Here is a 15154-nt window from a genome sequence, read left to right on the forward strand (position 1 = left end):
GCTAATACTGTTGTGATTGCAGCTGTTAAAGTTGTCTTACCGTGGTCAACGTGACCGATTGTTCCAATGTTTACGTGTGGTTTACTTCTTTCGAATTTTTGCTTTGCCATTGTAAAATCCTCCTTTATGGAAATTAATTATATGAACCTTCTTAGTTATTATATCTAATTTAGTTCGATTTTTCTATACTTATATAAATTTTCCTTATATTATTTAATAATACTTAAATTTATATTTTGTAATGTTGCTCATAGTTTAATTATGAGCAACATTCTTTATATTTATAACTAAAGTGAATTAGTTTCTTTCACTCTTAATTTTTTCTTGAACACTCTTAGGAACTTCTTCGAAGTGATCGAATACCATTGAATAAGTACCTCTACCTTGAGTTCTTGATCTTAAAGTAGTTGCATATCCAAACATTTCTGAAAGTGGAACCATAGCTCTGATAATTTGAGCTCCGTTTATAGCTTCCATACCTTCTATTCTTCCTCTTCTTGAGTTAAGATCTCCCATTACATCTCCCATATATTCTTCTGGTACTGTAACTTCAACCTTTTCCATTGGCTCAAGTAATACTGGGTCTGCTTTTGTCATAGCATTCTTAAATGCCATAGAACCAGCAATCTTAAACGCCATTTCAGATGAGTCAACTTCATGGTATGAACCGTGAACTAACTTAACTTTGAAGTTAATAGTTTCGTATCCAGCTATAATACCATTTTTAGCTGCTTCTTGAATACCGTTATCTATAGCTGGAATATATTCTCTTGGAATAGCTCCTCCAACGATAGCATTTTCAAATACATATTCACCTTCAGTAGGTTCCATTTCAATCACACAGTGACCATATTGACCCTTACCACCTGATTGCTTAGCATATTTAGCTTCAGCTTTAACAGCTTTTCTAATTGTTTCTTTGTAAGCAACTTGAGGTGCTCCAACGTTACATTCAACTTTGAATTCTCTAGTTAATCTGTCAACGATGATTTCTAAGTGAAGTTCACCCATACCAGCAATTATTGTTTGACCAGTTTCTTGATCAGTATGAGTTCTGAAAGTAGGATCTTCTTCAGCAAGCTTAGCTAATGCTAATCCCATCTTTTCTTGACCAGCTTTTGTCTTTGGCTCTATAGCTACAGATATAACTGGTTCTGGGAATTCCATAGCTTCTAATATTATTGGATCGCTTTCTACACAAAGAGTATCTCCTGTTGTAGTATTCTTTAATCCAATAATTGCTCCTAATTCACCTGCTTCTAATGCTTCAACTTCTTCTCTTGAATTAGCATGCATCTTAACAAGTCTTCCTATTCTTTCTTTCTTACCCTTTGTTGAGTTTAATACGTAAGTTCCACTTTGCATAACTCCTGAATAAATTCTAGTGAATGCAAGCTTTCCAACGAATGGGTCAGTAGCTATCTTAAATGCTAAAGCTGACATTGGAGCTTCATCTGAAGCTTCTCTTGAATCTTCTTCACCTTCTAAAGATATACCTTTAACTGCAGGAATATCTAAAGGTGATGGAAGGAATGCAACAACTCCATCGATCATTTGTTGAACACCTTTATTCTTGTAAGATGAACCACAGATACATGGAACTATTTCATTAGCTATAGTAGCTTTTCTTAAACCAGTCATTAACTCTTCTACAGTTAATTCTTCACCTTCAAGGTATTTTTCCATTAATTCTTCGTTAGTTTCAGCTATAGCTTCAATCATAGCCATTCTATATTCTTCAGCTTGATCAGCTAAATCTGCTGGAATTTCTTCTTCTCTAACATCTTTTCCTAGATCATCATAGAACATAATAGCTTTATTAGTTATTAAATCTACCATTCCTTTGAATTGATCTTCTGATCCAACTGGAATTTGTATTGGAACTGCATTAGCTTTCAATCTATCTCTTACAGTGTTTATACATCTAAAGAAGTCTGCACCTGTAGCATCCATCTTATTAACGTATATCATTCTTGGTACACCGTATTTGTCCGCCTGTCTCCAAACAGTTTCAGTTTGAGGTTCAACCCCACTTTTTGCATCTAGAACTGTAACAGCTCCATCAAGAACTCTTAATGATCTTTCAACTTCAACTGTGAAGTCTACGTGACCTGGAGTATCTATAATATTTAATTCATGACCTTTCCATGAACATGTTGTAGCAGCAGAAGTAATTGTTATACCTCTTTCTTGTTCTTGAACCATCCAGTCCATTGTAGCTGCTCCTTCATGAACTTCTCCAATTTTGTGGCTTCTTCCAGTATAGAATAATATACGCTCAGTAGTTGTAGTTTTACCAGCATCTATGTGAGCCATTATTCCAAAGTTACGGAATTTGTCTAACGGATATTTTCTAGCCATTTGTATGTCCTCCTCTCAACGAGTAATTTTAGATTCGACAAAACTGCTTTGGCAGAAGCCAAAACAGTTTGTTTATTAGTATCTGTAATGAGCGAATGCTTTGTTTGCTTCAGCCATTTTATGAGTATCTTCTCTCTTCTTAACAGCTGCTCCAGTATTATTAGCTGCATCCATTAATTCTCCAGCTAATCTTTGAGCCATTACTTTTTCGCCTCTTTTTCTAGCAGCATCTAGCATCCATCTGATTCCTAGAGTCTGTCTTCTTTCTGGTCTTACTTCTATAGGAACTTGGTAGTTAGCACCACCTATTCTTCTAGCTTTAACCTCTAATAAAGGCATTACATTATTCATAGCTTCTTCAAATACTTCTAAAGCATCTTTACCTGTTTTTTGCGCCATTATTTCAAACGCGTCGTAGCATATTTTTTGTGCTACTCCTTTTTTACCATCTTCCATTACATTGTTTATTAACTTTGTAACAACTTTTGAGTTGTACATTGGATCTGGTAATACATCTCTCTTTGCGATATGTCCTTTTCTTGGCACTTTTCTTCCCTCCTTAACATAATAAATTTAAGTTCATTGGTACTCTGCAATTAAACATTGCCGTAAAGTGCTTTACTTCTTCATCTATATAAACTTAATTTATAAATCTATGTAAATGCTGAAGACAAGCACTAGCGTAGCTTATTATTTTAAACTACTTTTTTGCCTTCGGCTTTTTAGCACCGTACTTTGATCTTCCTTGCATTCTGTTAGCTACTCCAGCACAGTCAAGTGCTCCTCTTACGATATGGTATCTAACACCAGGAAGGTCCTTAACTCTACCACCTCTTATAAGAACAACACTGTGCTCTTGTAAGTTGTGTCCTACACCACCAATGTATGCAGTAACTTCGAATCCATTTGTAAGTCTTACTCTTGCTATTTTTCTTAAAGCTGAGTTAGGCTTCTTTGGAGTTGTTGTTTTAACAACTGTACAAACTCCTCTTCTTTGTGGACACTCGTTAAGTGCTGGTGCTGTTGACTTGTTGATAACAGTTTTTCTGCCTTTTCTAACTAATTGGCTAATAGTTGGCATTTTTTCACCTCCTGAAATTTTTTTATCTATATATCTAATATTTAAGATAAAAGCTTATTAATGAATTATTCTAAAGTTAGTACTGCTGATGCTTTAACATCTATACTACACATTTTTCCTAATTCTTTCATTGTGTCAATGTAAATAATTTTTACATTTTTTTCAATTGCTAAATCTGTTAATGATTTAGTCAAATTAATTTCTGCGTCTTTAGCTACATATAAAACAGTTCCAGTTCCATTTTTAATAGACTTAGTACATTGTTTTATACCTATTAATTTATTTCCTACAATGTTATCTATCATGAAATCACTCCCTATACAAAAGTTCATAGAGGCTCAGTTCATGACCTTGCCTCCATGAATTCATGTAGACAATTATATTGTAGTGTAGCTTTAAAATCACACAATTCGTATTTTATCATTTAAGCATACACATGTCAATAAAATTGCAATGTATTATTCAATTGATTCTAAAGTGTCATTTTCCACTAAAACGTCCTCAACATCTAGCTTTACATTCCTATATCTCATCATTCCAGTACCTGCTGGTATTAACTTACCAATAATAACATTTTCTTTCAGACCTACTAGAGGATCTATCTTTCCTTTAATAGCAGCCTCTGTAAGAACTCTTGTTGTTTCTTGGAATGATGCAGCTGATAGGAAACTATCTGTTGCTAATGCAGCCTTAGTTATACCAAGTAATGCTTGCTCGCCTTTAGCTTCTTCTCCACCAAATTCTCTTACTCTTGCATTTTCTTCTTCGAAGTCGAACATATCTATCATAGTTCCTGGTAATAGATCAGTATCTCCTGAATCTAGTACTTTAACTTTTCTAGTCATTTGTCTAACAACTACTTCTAAGTGCTTATCATTGATATCAACACCTTGAAGTCTATAAACTTTTTGAACTTCAGATAATAGATATTTTCTAGCTCCATCTATACCCTTAATTGCAGCTATATCATGAGGGTTTACTGAACCTTCAGTAATCTCATCCCCAGCTTCAATAGAGTCATCATCAGATACCTTTAGTCTTGAACCAAATGGTATTTCATAACTACGTTCTTCTCCATCGTTAGCCATTACAAATACAGTTCTCTTTTTCTTCGTTTCTTCAACTCTAACTGTACCAGTTATTTCACTTACTATGGCTAATCCTTTAGGTTTTCTAGCTTCGAATAATTCTTCAACTCTAGGAAGACCTTGTGTAATATCGGCTCCAACAACTCCCCCTGTATGGAATGTTCTCATCGTAAGCTGAGTTCCTGGTTCCCCGATTGATTGTGCTGCGATTATACCAACAGCTTCACCTATATTGATCTTTTGCGCTGTCGCCATGTTCATACCATAACACTTAGAACATACACCAACTTTACACTTACATGTAAATACAGATCTAATTTTTACTTTCTTAACACCTGCTGCTGCTACTTTTTCTGCAACATCAAGTTCCATATATTGATCAGCTTCTACCATAACTTCACCAGTTTCTGGATGAATTATTGGTTCAGCTGTATATCTACCATAAAGTCTTTCTGCTAATCCTTCAATCGCTTCATTACCTTCTTTAATTTCTGAAACATAGATACCTTCTGTTGTTCCACAATCTATTTCTCTTACGATAACATCTTGTGATACGTCAACTAGTCTTCTTGTTAAGTATCCAGAGTCAGCTGTCTTAAGAGCTGTATCGGCATTACCCTTTCTAGCTCCGTGAGTAGATATAAAGTACTCTACCACTTCAAGACCTTCTCTAAATGAAGCTCTGATTGGTAATTCTATAATCTTACCTGTTGGACTCGCCATAAGTCCTCTCATACCAGCTAATTGCTTAATCTGAGACTTAGATCCTCTGGCTCCAGAGTCGGCCATCATGAATATTGGATTAAATTTATCCAAACTATTCATAAGTGCATCCGCAACATCTTCTGTTGTTTTAGTCCATTTTTCAATAACTCTTTCATATCTTTCTTCTTCTGATATGAAACCTCTCTTATACATCTTTTCAATCTTATCAACAGTTTCATCTGCTTCTTTAAGTAGTGTATATTTTGCTTCTGGTACTATCATATCAGAAGCAGCTACTGTTACAGCTCCAATTGATGAATAGTGATAACCTAAAGCTTTGATTTTATCAAGCATTATTGATGTATTTGTTGGACCATGCACTGCATAGCATTTATCGATTATCTTACCTAATGACTTTTTAGTTATTAAGAAATCTACTTCTAAGTTGAATTCTTCATCTTTATTACTTCTATCTACAAAACCTAAGTCTTGAGGAATTGATTCATTAAAGATTATCTTACCAACTGTAGTTTTTATTATTCCTGATTTCTTTTCTCCATTAATTTCCTTAAACATTCTTACATTAATCTCAGCATGAATTGCTATTTCGCCTACTTCGTAAGCCATTATAGCTTCATCCTTTGAAGCAAAAACTTTACCTTCACCCTTAGCTCCAGTTTTATCCATAGTTAAATAATATGATCCTAATACCATATCTTGTGTAGGTACACAAACTGGTTTACCATCTGAAGGCTTCATTATATTTCCTGCTGCAAGCATTAAGAATCTTGCTTCTGCTTGTGCTTCAACTGATAATGGAACGTGAACCGCCATTTGGTCTCCATCGAAGTCAGCATTATACGCAGTACATACAAGTGGGTGTAGTTTTATAGCTCTACCTTCTACTAATATTGGTTGGAATGCTTGAATTCCTAATCTATGTAGAGTAGGAGCACGGTTTAGTAAAACTGGATGATCAGTAATTACTTCTTCAAGTACGTCCCATACTTGATTATTTACTCTTTCAACCATTCTTTTAGCACTCTTTATATTATGTGCTACTCCATCTTCAACTAACTTCTTCATTACAAATGGTTTAAATAACTCTAAAGCCATTTCTTTTGGAAGTCCGCATTGATACATCTTCAACTCAGGTCCTACAACGATAACTGATCTACCTGAGTAGTCAACTCTCTTACCAAGTAAGTTTTGTCTAAATCTACCTTGCTTACCTTTAAGCATATCTGATAATGATTTAAGTGGTCTATTTCCAGGTCCTGTAACAGGTCTTCCTCTTCTACCATTATCTATAAGTGCATCTACTGCTTCTTGAAGCATTCTCTTTTCATTTCTAACAATTATGTCTGGAGCACCTAGGTCTAAAAGCTTCTTCAATCTGTTATTTCTATTTATAACTCTTCTATATAAATCATTTAAGTCTGAAGTAGCAAATCTTCCCCCATCCAATTGAACCATCGGTCTTAAATCTGGTGGAATTACAGGTATAACATTAATAACCATCCATCTTGGATCATTACCTGATTTTCTAAAAGATTCAACAACTTCTAATCTTCTTATGATTCTAACTTTCTTTTGACCAGTACTTGTTTTTAATTCTTCTTTAAGCTCCTTAGATTGACCTTCTAAATCAATTTCTCCAAGTAGCTCTTGAACAGCTTCAGCTCCCATTCCAGCTATAAAGCTTTCTTCACCATATTTGTCAACAGCTTCTCTATATTCTTTTTCGTTAAGAAGTTGTTTCTTTAATAATGGTGTTTCTTTAGGATCTATTACTACATATGAAGCAAAGTATAATATTTTTTCTAAAGCTCTTGGTGACATATCTAAAAGTAATCCCATTCTTGATGGAATTCCCTTAAAGTACCAAATGTGAGAAACTGGGGCAGCCAGTTCAATATGCCCCATTCTTTCTCTTCTTACTTTAGCTTTTGTAACTTCAACTCCACATCTGTCACAAACTATTCCCTTATATCTAACTCTCTTGTATTTACCACAATGACATTCCCAATCTTTAATAGGTCCAAATATTCTTTCACAGAATAGACCGTCTCTTTCTGGTTTTAAAGTTCTATAGTTTATAGTTTCAGGTTTTTTAACTTCTCCTCTTGACCATTCTCTTATTTGGCTAGGTGAAGCTAAACCTATTTGTATAGCATCAAATTTATTCAATTCAAACAAGGGTATATCCTCCCTTCAAATTTAGTGTTCATCATTTACAAAATCATCAAGTTCTAAGTCTTCTTCATGGAATCCATCTAACGCAAAGTTATCAAACTCAACATCTTCATCAATTTCTTCCTCTGATATTGTATAACTATCATCTACATTAACATCTTCTGAAACAACATCTTCTGTTCCTTCAATGTTAACTTCTAAATCTTCCATATCTTCTTCTGCAAATTCTTTAAGTCTAACTTCTTCTTTTTCATCATTTAACACTTTTACATCTAAACATAAAGCTTGAAGTTCTTTAATTAGAACCTTAAATGATTCTGGAACTCCAGGTTCAGGTATGTTTTCACCTTTAACAATAGCTTCATATGTTTTAACTCTACCTACAACATCATCTGATTTAACAGTTAATATTTCTTGTAGTGTATGAGCTGCTCCATACGCTTCTAAAGCCCAAACTTCCATTTCTCCAAATCTTTGACCACCGAATTGTGCTTTACCACCAAGTGGTTGTTGAGTTACTAATGAGTATGGACCTGTTGATCTTGCATGGATCTTATCGTCAACTAAGTGAGCTAGCTTTAAGATATACATTATTCCAACAGTTACTTCATTATCAAAAGCTTCTCCTGTTCTACCATCATATAAAACAGTTTTTCCATTCGCATTGTATCCTGCTTTCTCTAAGCATTCTTCAATGTCTTTTTCAGTAGCACCATCAAATACAGGAGTAGCTATATGCCATCCTAATTGACTTGCTGCCCATCCCAAGTGAACCTCTAGTACCTGACCGATGTTCATACGTGATGGAACCCCTAATGGGTTTAAGCAAATTTGTAATGGTCTACCATCTGGTAAGAATGGCATATCTTCTTCTGGTAATACTCTTGAGATAACCCCTTTATTACCATGACGTCCTGCCATCTTATCTCCAACAGAGATTTTTCTCTTTTGAGCTATATAACATCTAACTAGTTCATTTACACCTGGGTTTAATTCATCACCGTTTTCTCTAGTAAATACTTTCACATCTACTATTATTCCAGCTTCCCCATGTGGTACTCTTAATGAAGTATCTCTTACTTCTCTAGCTTTCTCTCCAAATATAGCTCTTAATAATCTTTCTTCCGCTGTTAATTCAGTTTCTCCCTTAGGTGTAACTTTACCTACAAGGATATCACCTGATCTAACTTCAGCTCCGATTCTTATTATTCCTCTGTCATCTATATCCTTTAATGCATCTTCGCTTACGTTTGGAATATCTCTAGTTATTTCTTCAGGTCCTAGCTTTGTATCTCTAGCTTCACACTCATATTCTTCTATATGAATTGAAGTAAATACATCTTCTCTAACTAGTTCTTCAGAAATAAGCATAGCATCTTCGTAGTTATATCCTTCCCAAGTTATGAAGCCCATTCTAATGTTTTTACCTAATGCTATTTCCCCTAAATCAGTTGATGGACCATCAGCTAACACTTGGTTCTTAAACACTATTTCACCTTTATCTACTAAAGGTCTTTGGTTTATACATGTACCTTGGTTACTTCTCTTGAACTTAAGAAGATTATAAGTATCTATTCCGCCGTCTACATCTCTCTTAATTCTGATTTCATTAGAACTTACGTAAACTACCTTACCCGCATTTCTAGCCTTTGGAAGAACTCCAGAGTCTACTGCTGCTTTAAATTCTATTCCAGTACCAACTACTGGCGCTTGAGGTTTTAATAATGGAACCGCTTGACGTTGCATGTTTGATCCCATAAGAGCTCTTGAAGCATCGTCATTTTCAAGGAATGGTATCATAGCTGTAGCTACTGATACTATTTGTCTTGGTGATACGTCTATTAAATCAACCTCATCAGCATTAACTACTAATATATCATGCTTACTTCTAACAGTAACTCTGCTATCAATAAACTTTCTATCTTCTCCAATAGGCTCTTTAGCTTGTGCTACAAGATATAAATCTTCTTCATCAGCTGTAAAGTATCTTATTTCGTCTGTAATTATACCTTTTTCTTTATCAATAACTCTATAAGGAGTTTCTATGAATCCATATTCATTAACTTTAGCATATGTAGCTAATGAGTTAATAAGACCTATATTTGGTCCTTCTGGAGTTTCTATAGGACACATTCTACCATAATGAGAATGGTGAACGTCTCTAACTTCGAAACCAGCTCTTTCTCTTGAAAGACCTCCTGGTCCTAAAGCTGACAATCTTCTCTTATGAGTTAATTCTGATAATGGATTTACCTGATCCATGAATTGTGATAATTGTGAACTACCAAAGAATTCTTTAATAGCAGCTGCAACAGGTCTTATGTTAATTAACATTTGAGGTGTTATAGCTTCTTGATCTTGAATAGTCATTCTTTCTTTAACTACTCTTTCCATTCTTGATAAACCAATTCTGAATTGATTTTGTAGTAATTCACCTACTGATCTTAATCTTCTATTTCCTAAGTGATCTATATCATCAACATAACCTACTGAATATGGTAATCCCAATTCGTAACTTATAGTTGCAAATATATCATCTCTTATTATATGTTTAGGAATAAGTCTATTTAAGTTTTTCTTTATTTCTTCTTTTATAGTGTCTTCATCATCATAGTTATCTAGTATCTCTTTTAATGTTGGATAGTGAACAAGTTCTCTGATATTTAAATCTTCTATATTAAATGATACAAAATTCTTAATATCAACAAAATGGTTACCAATTACTCTAACCACTCTATCCTCAACTAATATATCAACTGAGTTTATACCAACGTTTTGAATTTCCTCAGCAAGAGATCTACTAATCTTTTTACCTTGCTCTACCATAATTTCTCCTGTTTGAGGATTAACTATGTCTGTAGCTGCAACTTGGTTAACTAATCTTAAGTTTAAAGCTAACTTCTTATTAAACTTATATCTACCAACTCTTGATAAGTCATATCTCTTTGGATCAAAGAATAATGAATCTATAAGAGATATAGCGCTATCAACCGTAGGTGGTTCACCTGGTCTTAATCTTTTATATATCTCTAATAAAGCTTCTTCTTTAGTCTTAGTATTGTCTTTTTCTATTGTAGCTTTAAATCTTTCATCTTCTCCAAAATAGTCTAAAAGCTCTTGATCGCTTCCGAATCCCATAGCTCTTGCTAAAATAGATATAGGAAGTTTTCTTGTTTTATCTATTCTTACATAAATAATATCGTTAGAATCCGTTTCGTATTCTAACCATGCTCCTCTATTTGGAATAACTGTTGATGAATATAATTTTTCACCAGTTTTATCAACATTAAAACTGTAATAAACACCTGGTGACCTTACTAATTGGCTTACAATAACTCTTTCAGCACCATTTATGATGAAAGTTCCTTGCTCTGTCATTAATGGGAAGTCACCCATAAACACTTCTTGTTCTTTAATTTCTCCAGTTTCATTGTTTTGTAATCTTACAGAAACCTTTAGTGGTGCAGCATAAGTAGCATCTCTCTCTTTACACTTCTCCACTGAATACTTAATATTATCCATATCAAGCTTATAATCTACAAACTCAAGAACAAGATTTCCCGTAAAGTTTGTAATAGGATTAATGTCTTCAAAAACTTCATGAAGACCTTCCTTTAAAAACCATTGATATGAATCTAATTGTACCTCAATAAGATTTGGCATTTCAGTTACATCTTTAACTTTACCAAAACTCATTCTAGTTCTTTTTCCGACTTGGACAGGATGTACCATGAATTTTCACCCCTTGTATAAAACTAAAATAACCAAAAGCACACTTTCCCTAAGGACTTATGCTTTCGGATAGCATCACTTATTAGTATAACCATCTTTTGTTCGATTATACATTTTTTTCATATGAATATATACCTACCCATATTGAATAGTACATTAAATGATACTATCATACTATTCTTTTAATGTCAATTATTTTATTGTATAACTTATGTTAATCTATAATTTCCTACATTTCAAGTAGATTTTATATAAAACTATATAAAGTATCCCAGGAATCTGATATTTTATATAGTTTCATTTAGACAATTAAAAAGGTGCCTTTAACAGCACCTTTTTCAATTTAAAAGTTAATTACTTAACTTCTACTTCAGCTCCAACTTCAGCTAATTTAGCTTTCATGTCTTCAGCTTCTTCTTTTGATACGCCTTCTTTTAATGTCTTAGGAGCTCCATCAACTATTTCCTTAGCTTCTTTTAATCCTAATCCAGTTAATTCTCTAACAACTTTGATAACTTTGATCTTTTGTGATCCAGCGTTAGCTAAAACTACGTCAAATTCAGTCTTTTCTTCTGCAGCTGCAGCACCACCTGCAACAGCTCCTGCAACTGCTACTGGAGCAGCAGCACTTACACCAAATTCTTCTTCACAAGCTTTAACTAGCTCGTTTAATTCTAAAACAGTCATTTCTTTTATAGCTTGAATTATATCTTCTCTTGTCATTTTAATTGCACCTCCAAATTTTTATCAGTTATTATTCAGCTGATTCTGATTCTTTTTTTCTTTAATTGCATTTAATAAGTATGCAACGTTTGATAATGGAGCTTTGAAGCTTCCAAGAAGTTTTGCGATAAGAACTTCTTTTGATGGTATTGTAGCAAGTTGTTCAACTTCTGCTTTATTATATAAAGTTCCTTCTACCATACCTGCTTTTAATTCTAATTTCTTGTGATCCTTAGCAAATGTATGTAATACTCTTGCTGGAGCAGTAGCATCTTCATATCCGAATGCTATAGAAACCGGTCCTTCTAAGTATGAATCAAGACCTTCAATTCCTAACTCCTTAGCAGCTAATGTTACAAGGTTATTCTTATAAACCTTATACTCAACACCTGCTTCTCTTAAATTTTTTCTTAAAGCTGTATCTTCTTCAACTGTTAAACCTTGATAGTCTGCTAAAACGATCGCTTGAGCTTTTTCTAATTTTTCCTTAATCTCAGCAACTTTAGCTTCTTTAATTTGTCTATTCTTGTTCATTACTGTGTGTCCACCTCCTCACAGTTTTTTAACTGCAAATTTATATTAAGAAAGGCCTTCCCATAGACATAGGAAGACCAAATAATTACTTACCTTGGTATTCCTCGGTAGGCAATTATTTAAACCTTTCGGCACCTACTGTCTTTGGAATCAGCATTCTCTTTAACAACAGATTATATTTTACAACATAACTTTCTGTTTGTCAATACTAATCTAAAACTTTTGTTGGGTTAACCTTTGCTCCAGGACCCATAGTGCTTGAAACAGATACTGACTTAACGTATTGTCCCTTAGCAGCTGCTGGTTTAGCCTTGATTAAAGCATCCATTAAAGCATGGAAGTTTTGTTGTAACTTCTCAACTCCAAATGATTTCTTTCCAATTGGGCAGTGAACTATAGCAGTTTTATCAACTCTATATTCAACTTTACCAGCTTTTATTTCAGCTATTGCCTTAGCAACATCAAATGTAACTGTTCCTGATTTTGGGTTTGGCATTAATCCTTTAGGTCCTAAAACTCTACCGATTCTACCTACAACACCCATCATATCTGGTGTAGCAACTACTACATCATAGTCAAACCAGTTTTCGCTTTGGATCTTTTGAACTAATTCTTCAGCTCCTACGAAATCTGCTCCAGCTTCTTGAGCTTCTTTAGCTTTTTCTCCCTTTGCAAACACTAAAACTCTTACAGTTCTACCTGTTCCATTTGGAAGAACAACAGCTCCTCTAACTTGTTGATCTGCATGTCTTGGGTCAACCCCTAATCTAACATGTAGTTCTATTGTTTCATCAAACTTTGCTTTTGCAGTCTTTACTGCTAAATCTAAAGCTTCAGATGGAGTGTATAATGCACTCTTATCTATTAATTTTGCGCTTTCAATATAATTCTTTCCCATAATATGCCTCCTTTGTGGTGTTAGCGGTTTTTACCTCCCACTTTTTTACGAATTACTCTTCAATAGTTACTCCCATACTTCTTGCAGTACCTTCGATCATGCTCATAGCAGTTTCGATTGTAGCTGCATTTAAGTCAGGCATCTTTAATTCAGCAATTTTTCTTACTTGATCCTTAGTTAACTTACCAACTTTAGTTCTGTTTGGAACTCCTGAACCACTTTCGATTCCTAATTCCTTCTTTATAAGAACTGCTGCTGGTGGAGTTTTTAGTATAAAACTAAAAGATCTATCTTGGTAAACTGTTATAACAACTGGAATTATTAATCCAGCTTGGTTAGCAGTCTTTGCATTGAACTCCTTACAGAATCCCATAATATTAACACCATGTTGACCTAATGCTGGTCCTACTGGTGGTGCTGGTGTCGCCTTACCTGCAGGAAGTTGAAGTTTGATCATTCCTGTTACTTTCTTAGCCATGTATTATTCCTCCTATACTGTGGTAATACGGACCTTAGTCCTCCCACTTTATTAAAACATTAGCTTATATTAAACTAATTTTTCAACTTGTGTAAATTCTAGTTCAGCTAGAGTTTCTCTACCGAACATATCAATTAATGCTTTTATTTTGCGCTTTTCTAGATTTATCTCTTGTATTATAGCTACAAATTCCCTTAAAGGACCAGAGATAACTCTTACGCTTTCCCCTACTTCTAAATCTATTTCTACAGGTGTTTCTTGAACTCCCATAGACTCAATTTCTTCATCTGTAAGGGGAACTGGTTTAGAAGCTGGGCCAACAAATCCTGTTACACCCCTAGTATTTCTAACCACATACCATGACTCATCTGTCATTAGCATCTTTACTAACACATATCCAGGAAACTTCTTTTTAAGAGAAATCTTTTGTTTCCCATCTTTTTCTTCTACAACCTCTTCCATAGGCACTTGAATGTCTTGAAGTAAGCTTTGAAGATTTCTATTTTCAATGGTTTTTTCAAGATTCGCTTTAACCTTGTTTTCGTAGCCTGAGTATGTGTGTACAACATACCATCTTGCTCTTTCGCTCATATTTTCTTATAGGTGATTAACACCTAAACCTCCTTATTTTAGTTTAAAAATGAATTCAAAGAGGTTTTGAAAAATATAATCTAACCCGCCCACTAATACTATATATATTAGCACAACTACGCCAACTGCAATTAACGCCTTTTTAGTGTCATTTTTAGAAGGCCAAGTTATTCTTTTAACTTCTGCCTTAACCTCTCTAAAAAACTTAAATATGCCACCTTTATTAGGTGAGTTCTTAGTTAAATTTACATTTTCCTTAACAGCCATTACTTCACATCCTTAATCTTTGTGAGTATGTGTCACTACTATATTAGCTAATTATTTAGTTTCTTTATGAAGTGTATGTTTTTTACAGAACTTGCAGTATTTATGCATTTCTAATCTGTCTGGGTTATTTTTCTTATTTTTCATTGAATTATAATTTCTTTGCTTACACTCTGTGCATGCTAAAGTTATCTTTACTCTCACAGTCTGCACCTCCAGTTTACCGTAAATAATATAAAACCTTACTACTTTATGTTAAATTAATTTCGTTAATTACCTAAACACATTATCATAAAACACGTATTATGTCAATATATATGCCTTTGTAAAGGACTAGGTAATGAAACCCAGTCCCTACATATATATTAAGAACTCATATTACTCGATTATGCTAGTAACAACTCCTGAACCTACAGTTCTTCCACCTTCTCTGATAGCGAATCTTAATCCTTCATCCATTGCTACTTGAGTGATTAATTCAACGTTCATGTCAATGTGGTCTC

Annotated in this window: 15 protein-coding genes and 1 other annotated feature; all 15 genes read right to left on the reverse strand. The window is 34.0% G+C overall.

Going from position 1 to position 15154, the window contains the following annotated elements:
• A partial coding sequence (locus NSA50_RS18655) for a GTP-binding protein (protein ID WP_141669547.1) occupies nucleotides 1-110 on the reverse strand: 110 nt, incomplete at its 3' end.
• A 187-nt stretch (nucleotides 111-297) separates the two neighbouring features.
• Entirely contained in the window at nucleotides 298-2361 is a 2064-nt protein-coding gene (gene fusA / locus NSA50_RS18660) for an elongation factor G (RefSeq protein WP_195264678.1), read from the reverse strand.
• 75 nt (nucleotides 2362-2436) lie between these two features.
• Entirely contained in the window at nucleotides 2437-2907 is a 471-nt protein-coding gene (gene rpsG / locus NSA50_RS18665) for a 30S ribosomal protein S7 (RefSeq protein ID WP_111928710.1), read from the reverse strand.
• A 154-nt stretch (nucleotides 2908-3061) separates the two neighbouring features.
• Nucleotides 3062-3442: a 30S ribosomal protein S12 gene (gene rpsL, locus NSA50_RS18670; protein WP_008681201.1), complete on the reverse strand. Its 381-nt coding sequence runs from the start codon at nucleotides 3440-3442 to the stop codon at nucleotides 3062-3064.
• A gap of 65 nt (nucleotides 3443-3507) precedes the next feature.
• Nucleotides 3508-3747 carry a ribosomal L7Ae/L30e/S12e/Gadd45 family protein gene (locus NSA50_RS18675; RefSeq protein ID WP_195264676.1) on the reverse strand — a complete coding sequence of 80 codons (240 nt, stop codon included), beginning with the start codon at nucleotides 3745-3747 and terminating at the stop codon, nucleotides 3508-3510.
• A gap of 153 nt (nucleotides 3748-3900) precedes the next feature.
• Nucleotides 3901-7434 carry a DNA-directed RNA polymerase subunit beta' gene (gene rpoC / locus NSA50_RS18680; protein WP_257447767.1) on the reverse strand — a complete coding sequence of 1178 codons (3534 nt, stop codon included), beginning with the start codon at nucleotides 7432-7434 and terminating at the stop codon, nucleotides 3901-3903.
• A 21-nt stretch (nucleotides 7435-7455) separates the two neighbouring features.
• Nucleotides 7456-11163: a DNA-directed RNA polymerase subunit beta gene (rpoB, locus tag NSA50_RS18685; RefSeq protein ID WP_195264673.1), complete on the reverse strand. Its 3708-nt coding sequence runs from the start codon at nucleotides 11161-11163 to the stop codon at nucleotides 7456-7458.
• A 354-nt stretch (nucleotides 11164-11517) separates the two neighbouring features.
• The gene (gene rplL / locus NSA50_RS18690) at nucleotides 11518-11886 is read right to left on the reverse strand and encodes a 50S ribosomal protein L7/L12 (protein ID WP_195264671.1); all 369 of its coding nucleotides are present in this window, start codon (nucleotides 11884-11886) and stop codon (nucleotides 11518-11520) included.
• A gap of 24 nt (nucleotides 11887-11910) precedes the next feature.
• Nucleotides 11911-12420 carry a 50S ribosomal protein L10 gene (rplJ, locus tag NSA50_RS18695; protein ID WP_257447772.1) on the reverse strand — a complete coding sequence of 170 codons (510 nt, stop codon included), beginning with the start codon at nucleotides 12418-12420 and terminating at the stop codon, nucleotides 11911-11913.
• Nucleotides 12421-12458: 38 nt separating this feature from the next.
• Nucleotides 12459-12586 (reverse strand) — a sequence feature (ribosomal protein L10 leader region).
• Nucleotides 12587-12628: 42 nt separating this feature from the next.
• Nucleotides 12629-13318, reverse strand: a complete 690-nt coding sequence (gene rplA / locus NSA50_RS18700; RefSeq protein WP_008681207.1) for a 50S ribosomal protein L1 — start codon at nucleotides 13316-13318, stop codon at nucleotides 12629-12631.
• A 52-nt stretch (nucleotides 13319-13370) separates the two neighbouring features.
• Nucleotides 13371-13796, reverse strand: coding sequence for a 50S ribosomal protein L11 (gene rplK / locus NSA50_RS18705; protein ID WP_008681208.1), 426 nt, complete (start codon nucleotides 13794-13796; stop codon nucleotides 13371-13373).
• A gap of 69 nt (nucleotides 13797-13865) precedes the next feature.
• Nucleotides 13866-14387 carry a transcription termination/antitermination protein NusG gene (gene nusG, locus NSA50_RS18710; RefSeq protein WP_195264667.1) on the reverse strand — a complete coding sequence of 174 codons (522 nt, stop codon included), beginning with the start codon at nucleotides 14385-14387 and terminating at the stop codon, nucleotides 13866-13868.
• A 33-nt stretch (nucleotides 14388-14420) separates the two neighbouring features.
• Entirely contained in the window at nucleotides 14421-14654 is a 234-nt protein-coding gene (secE, locus tag NSA50_RS18715; RefSeq protein ID WP_195264665.1) for a preprotein translocase subunit SecE, read from the reverse strand.
• Between the two features lie 51 nt (nucleotides 14655-14705).
• Nucleotides 14706-14855 (reverse strand): 50S ribosomal protein L33, encoded by a 150-nt coding sequence (gene rpmG, locus NSA50_RS18720; protein ID WP_008681213.1) that lies wholly within the window; start codon nucleotides 14853-14855, stop codon nucleotides 14706-14708.
• Between the two features lie 174 nt (nucleotides 14856-15029).
• Nucleotides 15030-15154, reverse strand: a 125-nt coding sequence (locus NSA50_RS18725) for an EF-Tu C-terminal domain-related protein (RefSeq protein WP_458339759.1), incomplete at its 5' end; no start/stop codon positions are given.

The organism is Clostridium mucosae (assembly GCF_024622765.1).
Classification (GTDB): domain Bacteria; phylum Bacillota; class Clostridia; order Clostridiales; family Clostridiaceae; genus Clostridium.

Bases quoted from the DNA above. Each gene is read 5' to 3' on its own strand.
- rplL (WP_195264671.1), bottom strand. From the start codon at position 11,886: ATGACAAGAGAAGATATAATTCAAGCTATAAAAGAAATGACTGTTTTA.
- secE (WP_195264665.1), bottom strand. From the start codon at position 14,654: ATGGCTGTTAAGGAAAATGTAAATTTAACTAAGAACTCACCTAATAAA.
- fusA (WP_195264678.1), bottom strand. From the start codon at position 2,361: ATGGCTAGAAAATATCCGTTAGACAAATTCCGTAACTTTGGAATAATG.
- rplK (WP_008681208.1), bottom strand. From the start codon at position 13,796: ATGGCTAAGAAAGTAACAGGAATGATCAAACTTCAACTTCCTGCAGGT.
- rpsL (WP_008681201.1), bottom strand. From the start codon at position 3,442: ATGCCAACTATTAGCCAATTAGTTAGAAAAGGCAGAAAAACTGTTATC.
- rplA (WP_008681207.1), bottom strand. From the start codon at position 13,318: ATGGGAAAGAATTATATTGAAAGCGCAAAATTAATAGATAAGAGTGCA.
- rpoB (WP_195264673.1), bottom strand. From the start codon at position 11,163: ATGGTACATCCTGTCCAAGTCGGAAAAAGAACTAGAATGAGTTTTGGT.
- NSA50_RS18675 (WP_195264676.1), bottom strand. From the start codon at position 3,747: ATGATAGATAACATTGTAGGAAATAAATTAATAGGTATAAAACAATGT.
- rplJ (WP_257447772.1), bottom strand. From the start codon at position 12,420: ATGAACAAGAATAGACAAATTAAAGAAGCTAAAGTTGCTGAGATTAAG.
- nusG (WP_195264667.1), bottom strand. From the start codon at position 14,387: ATGAGCGAAAGAGCAAGATGGTATGTTGTACACACATACTCAGGCTAC.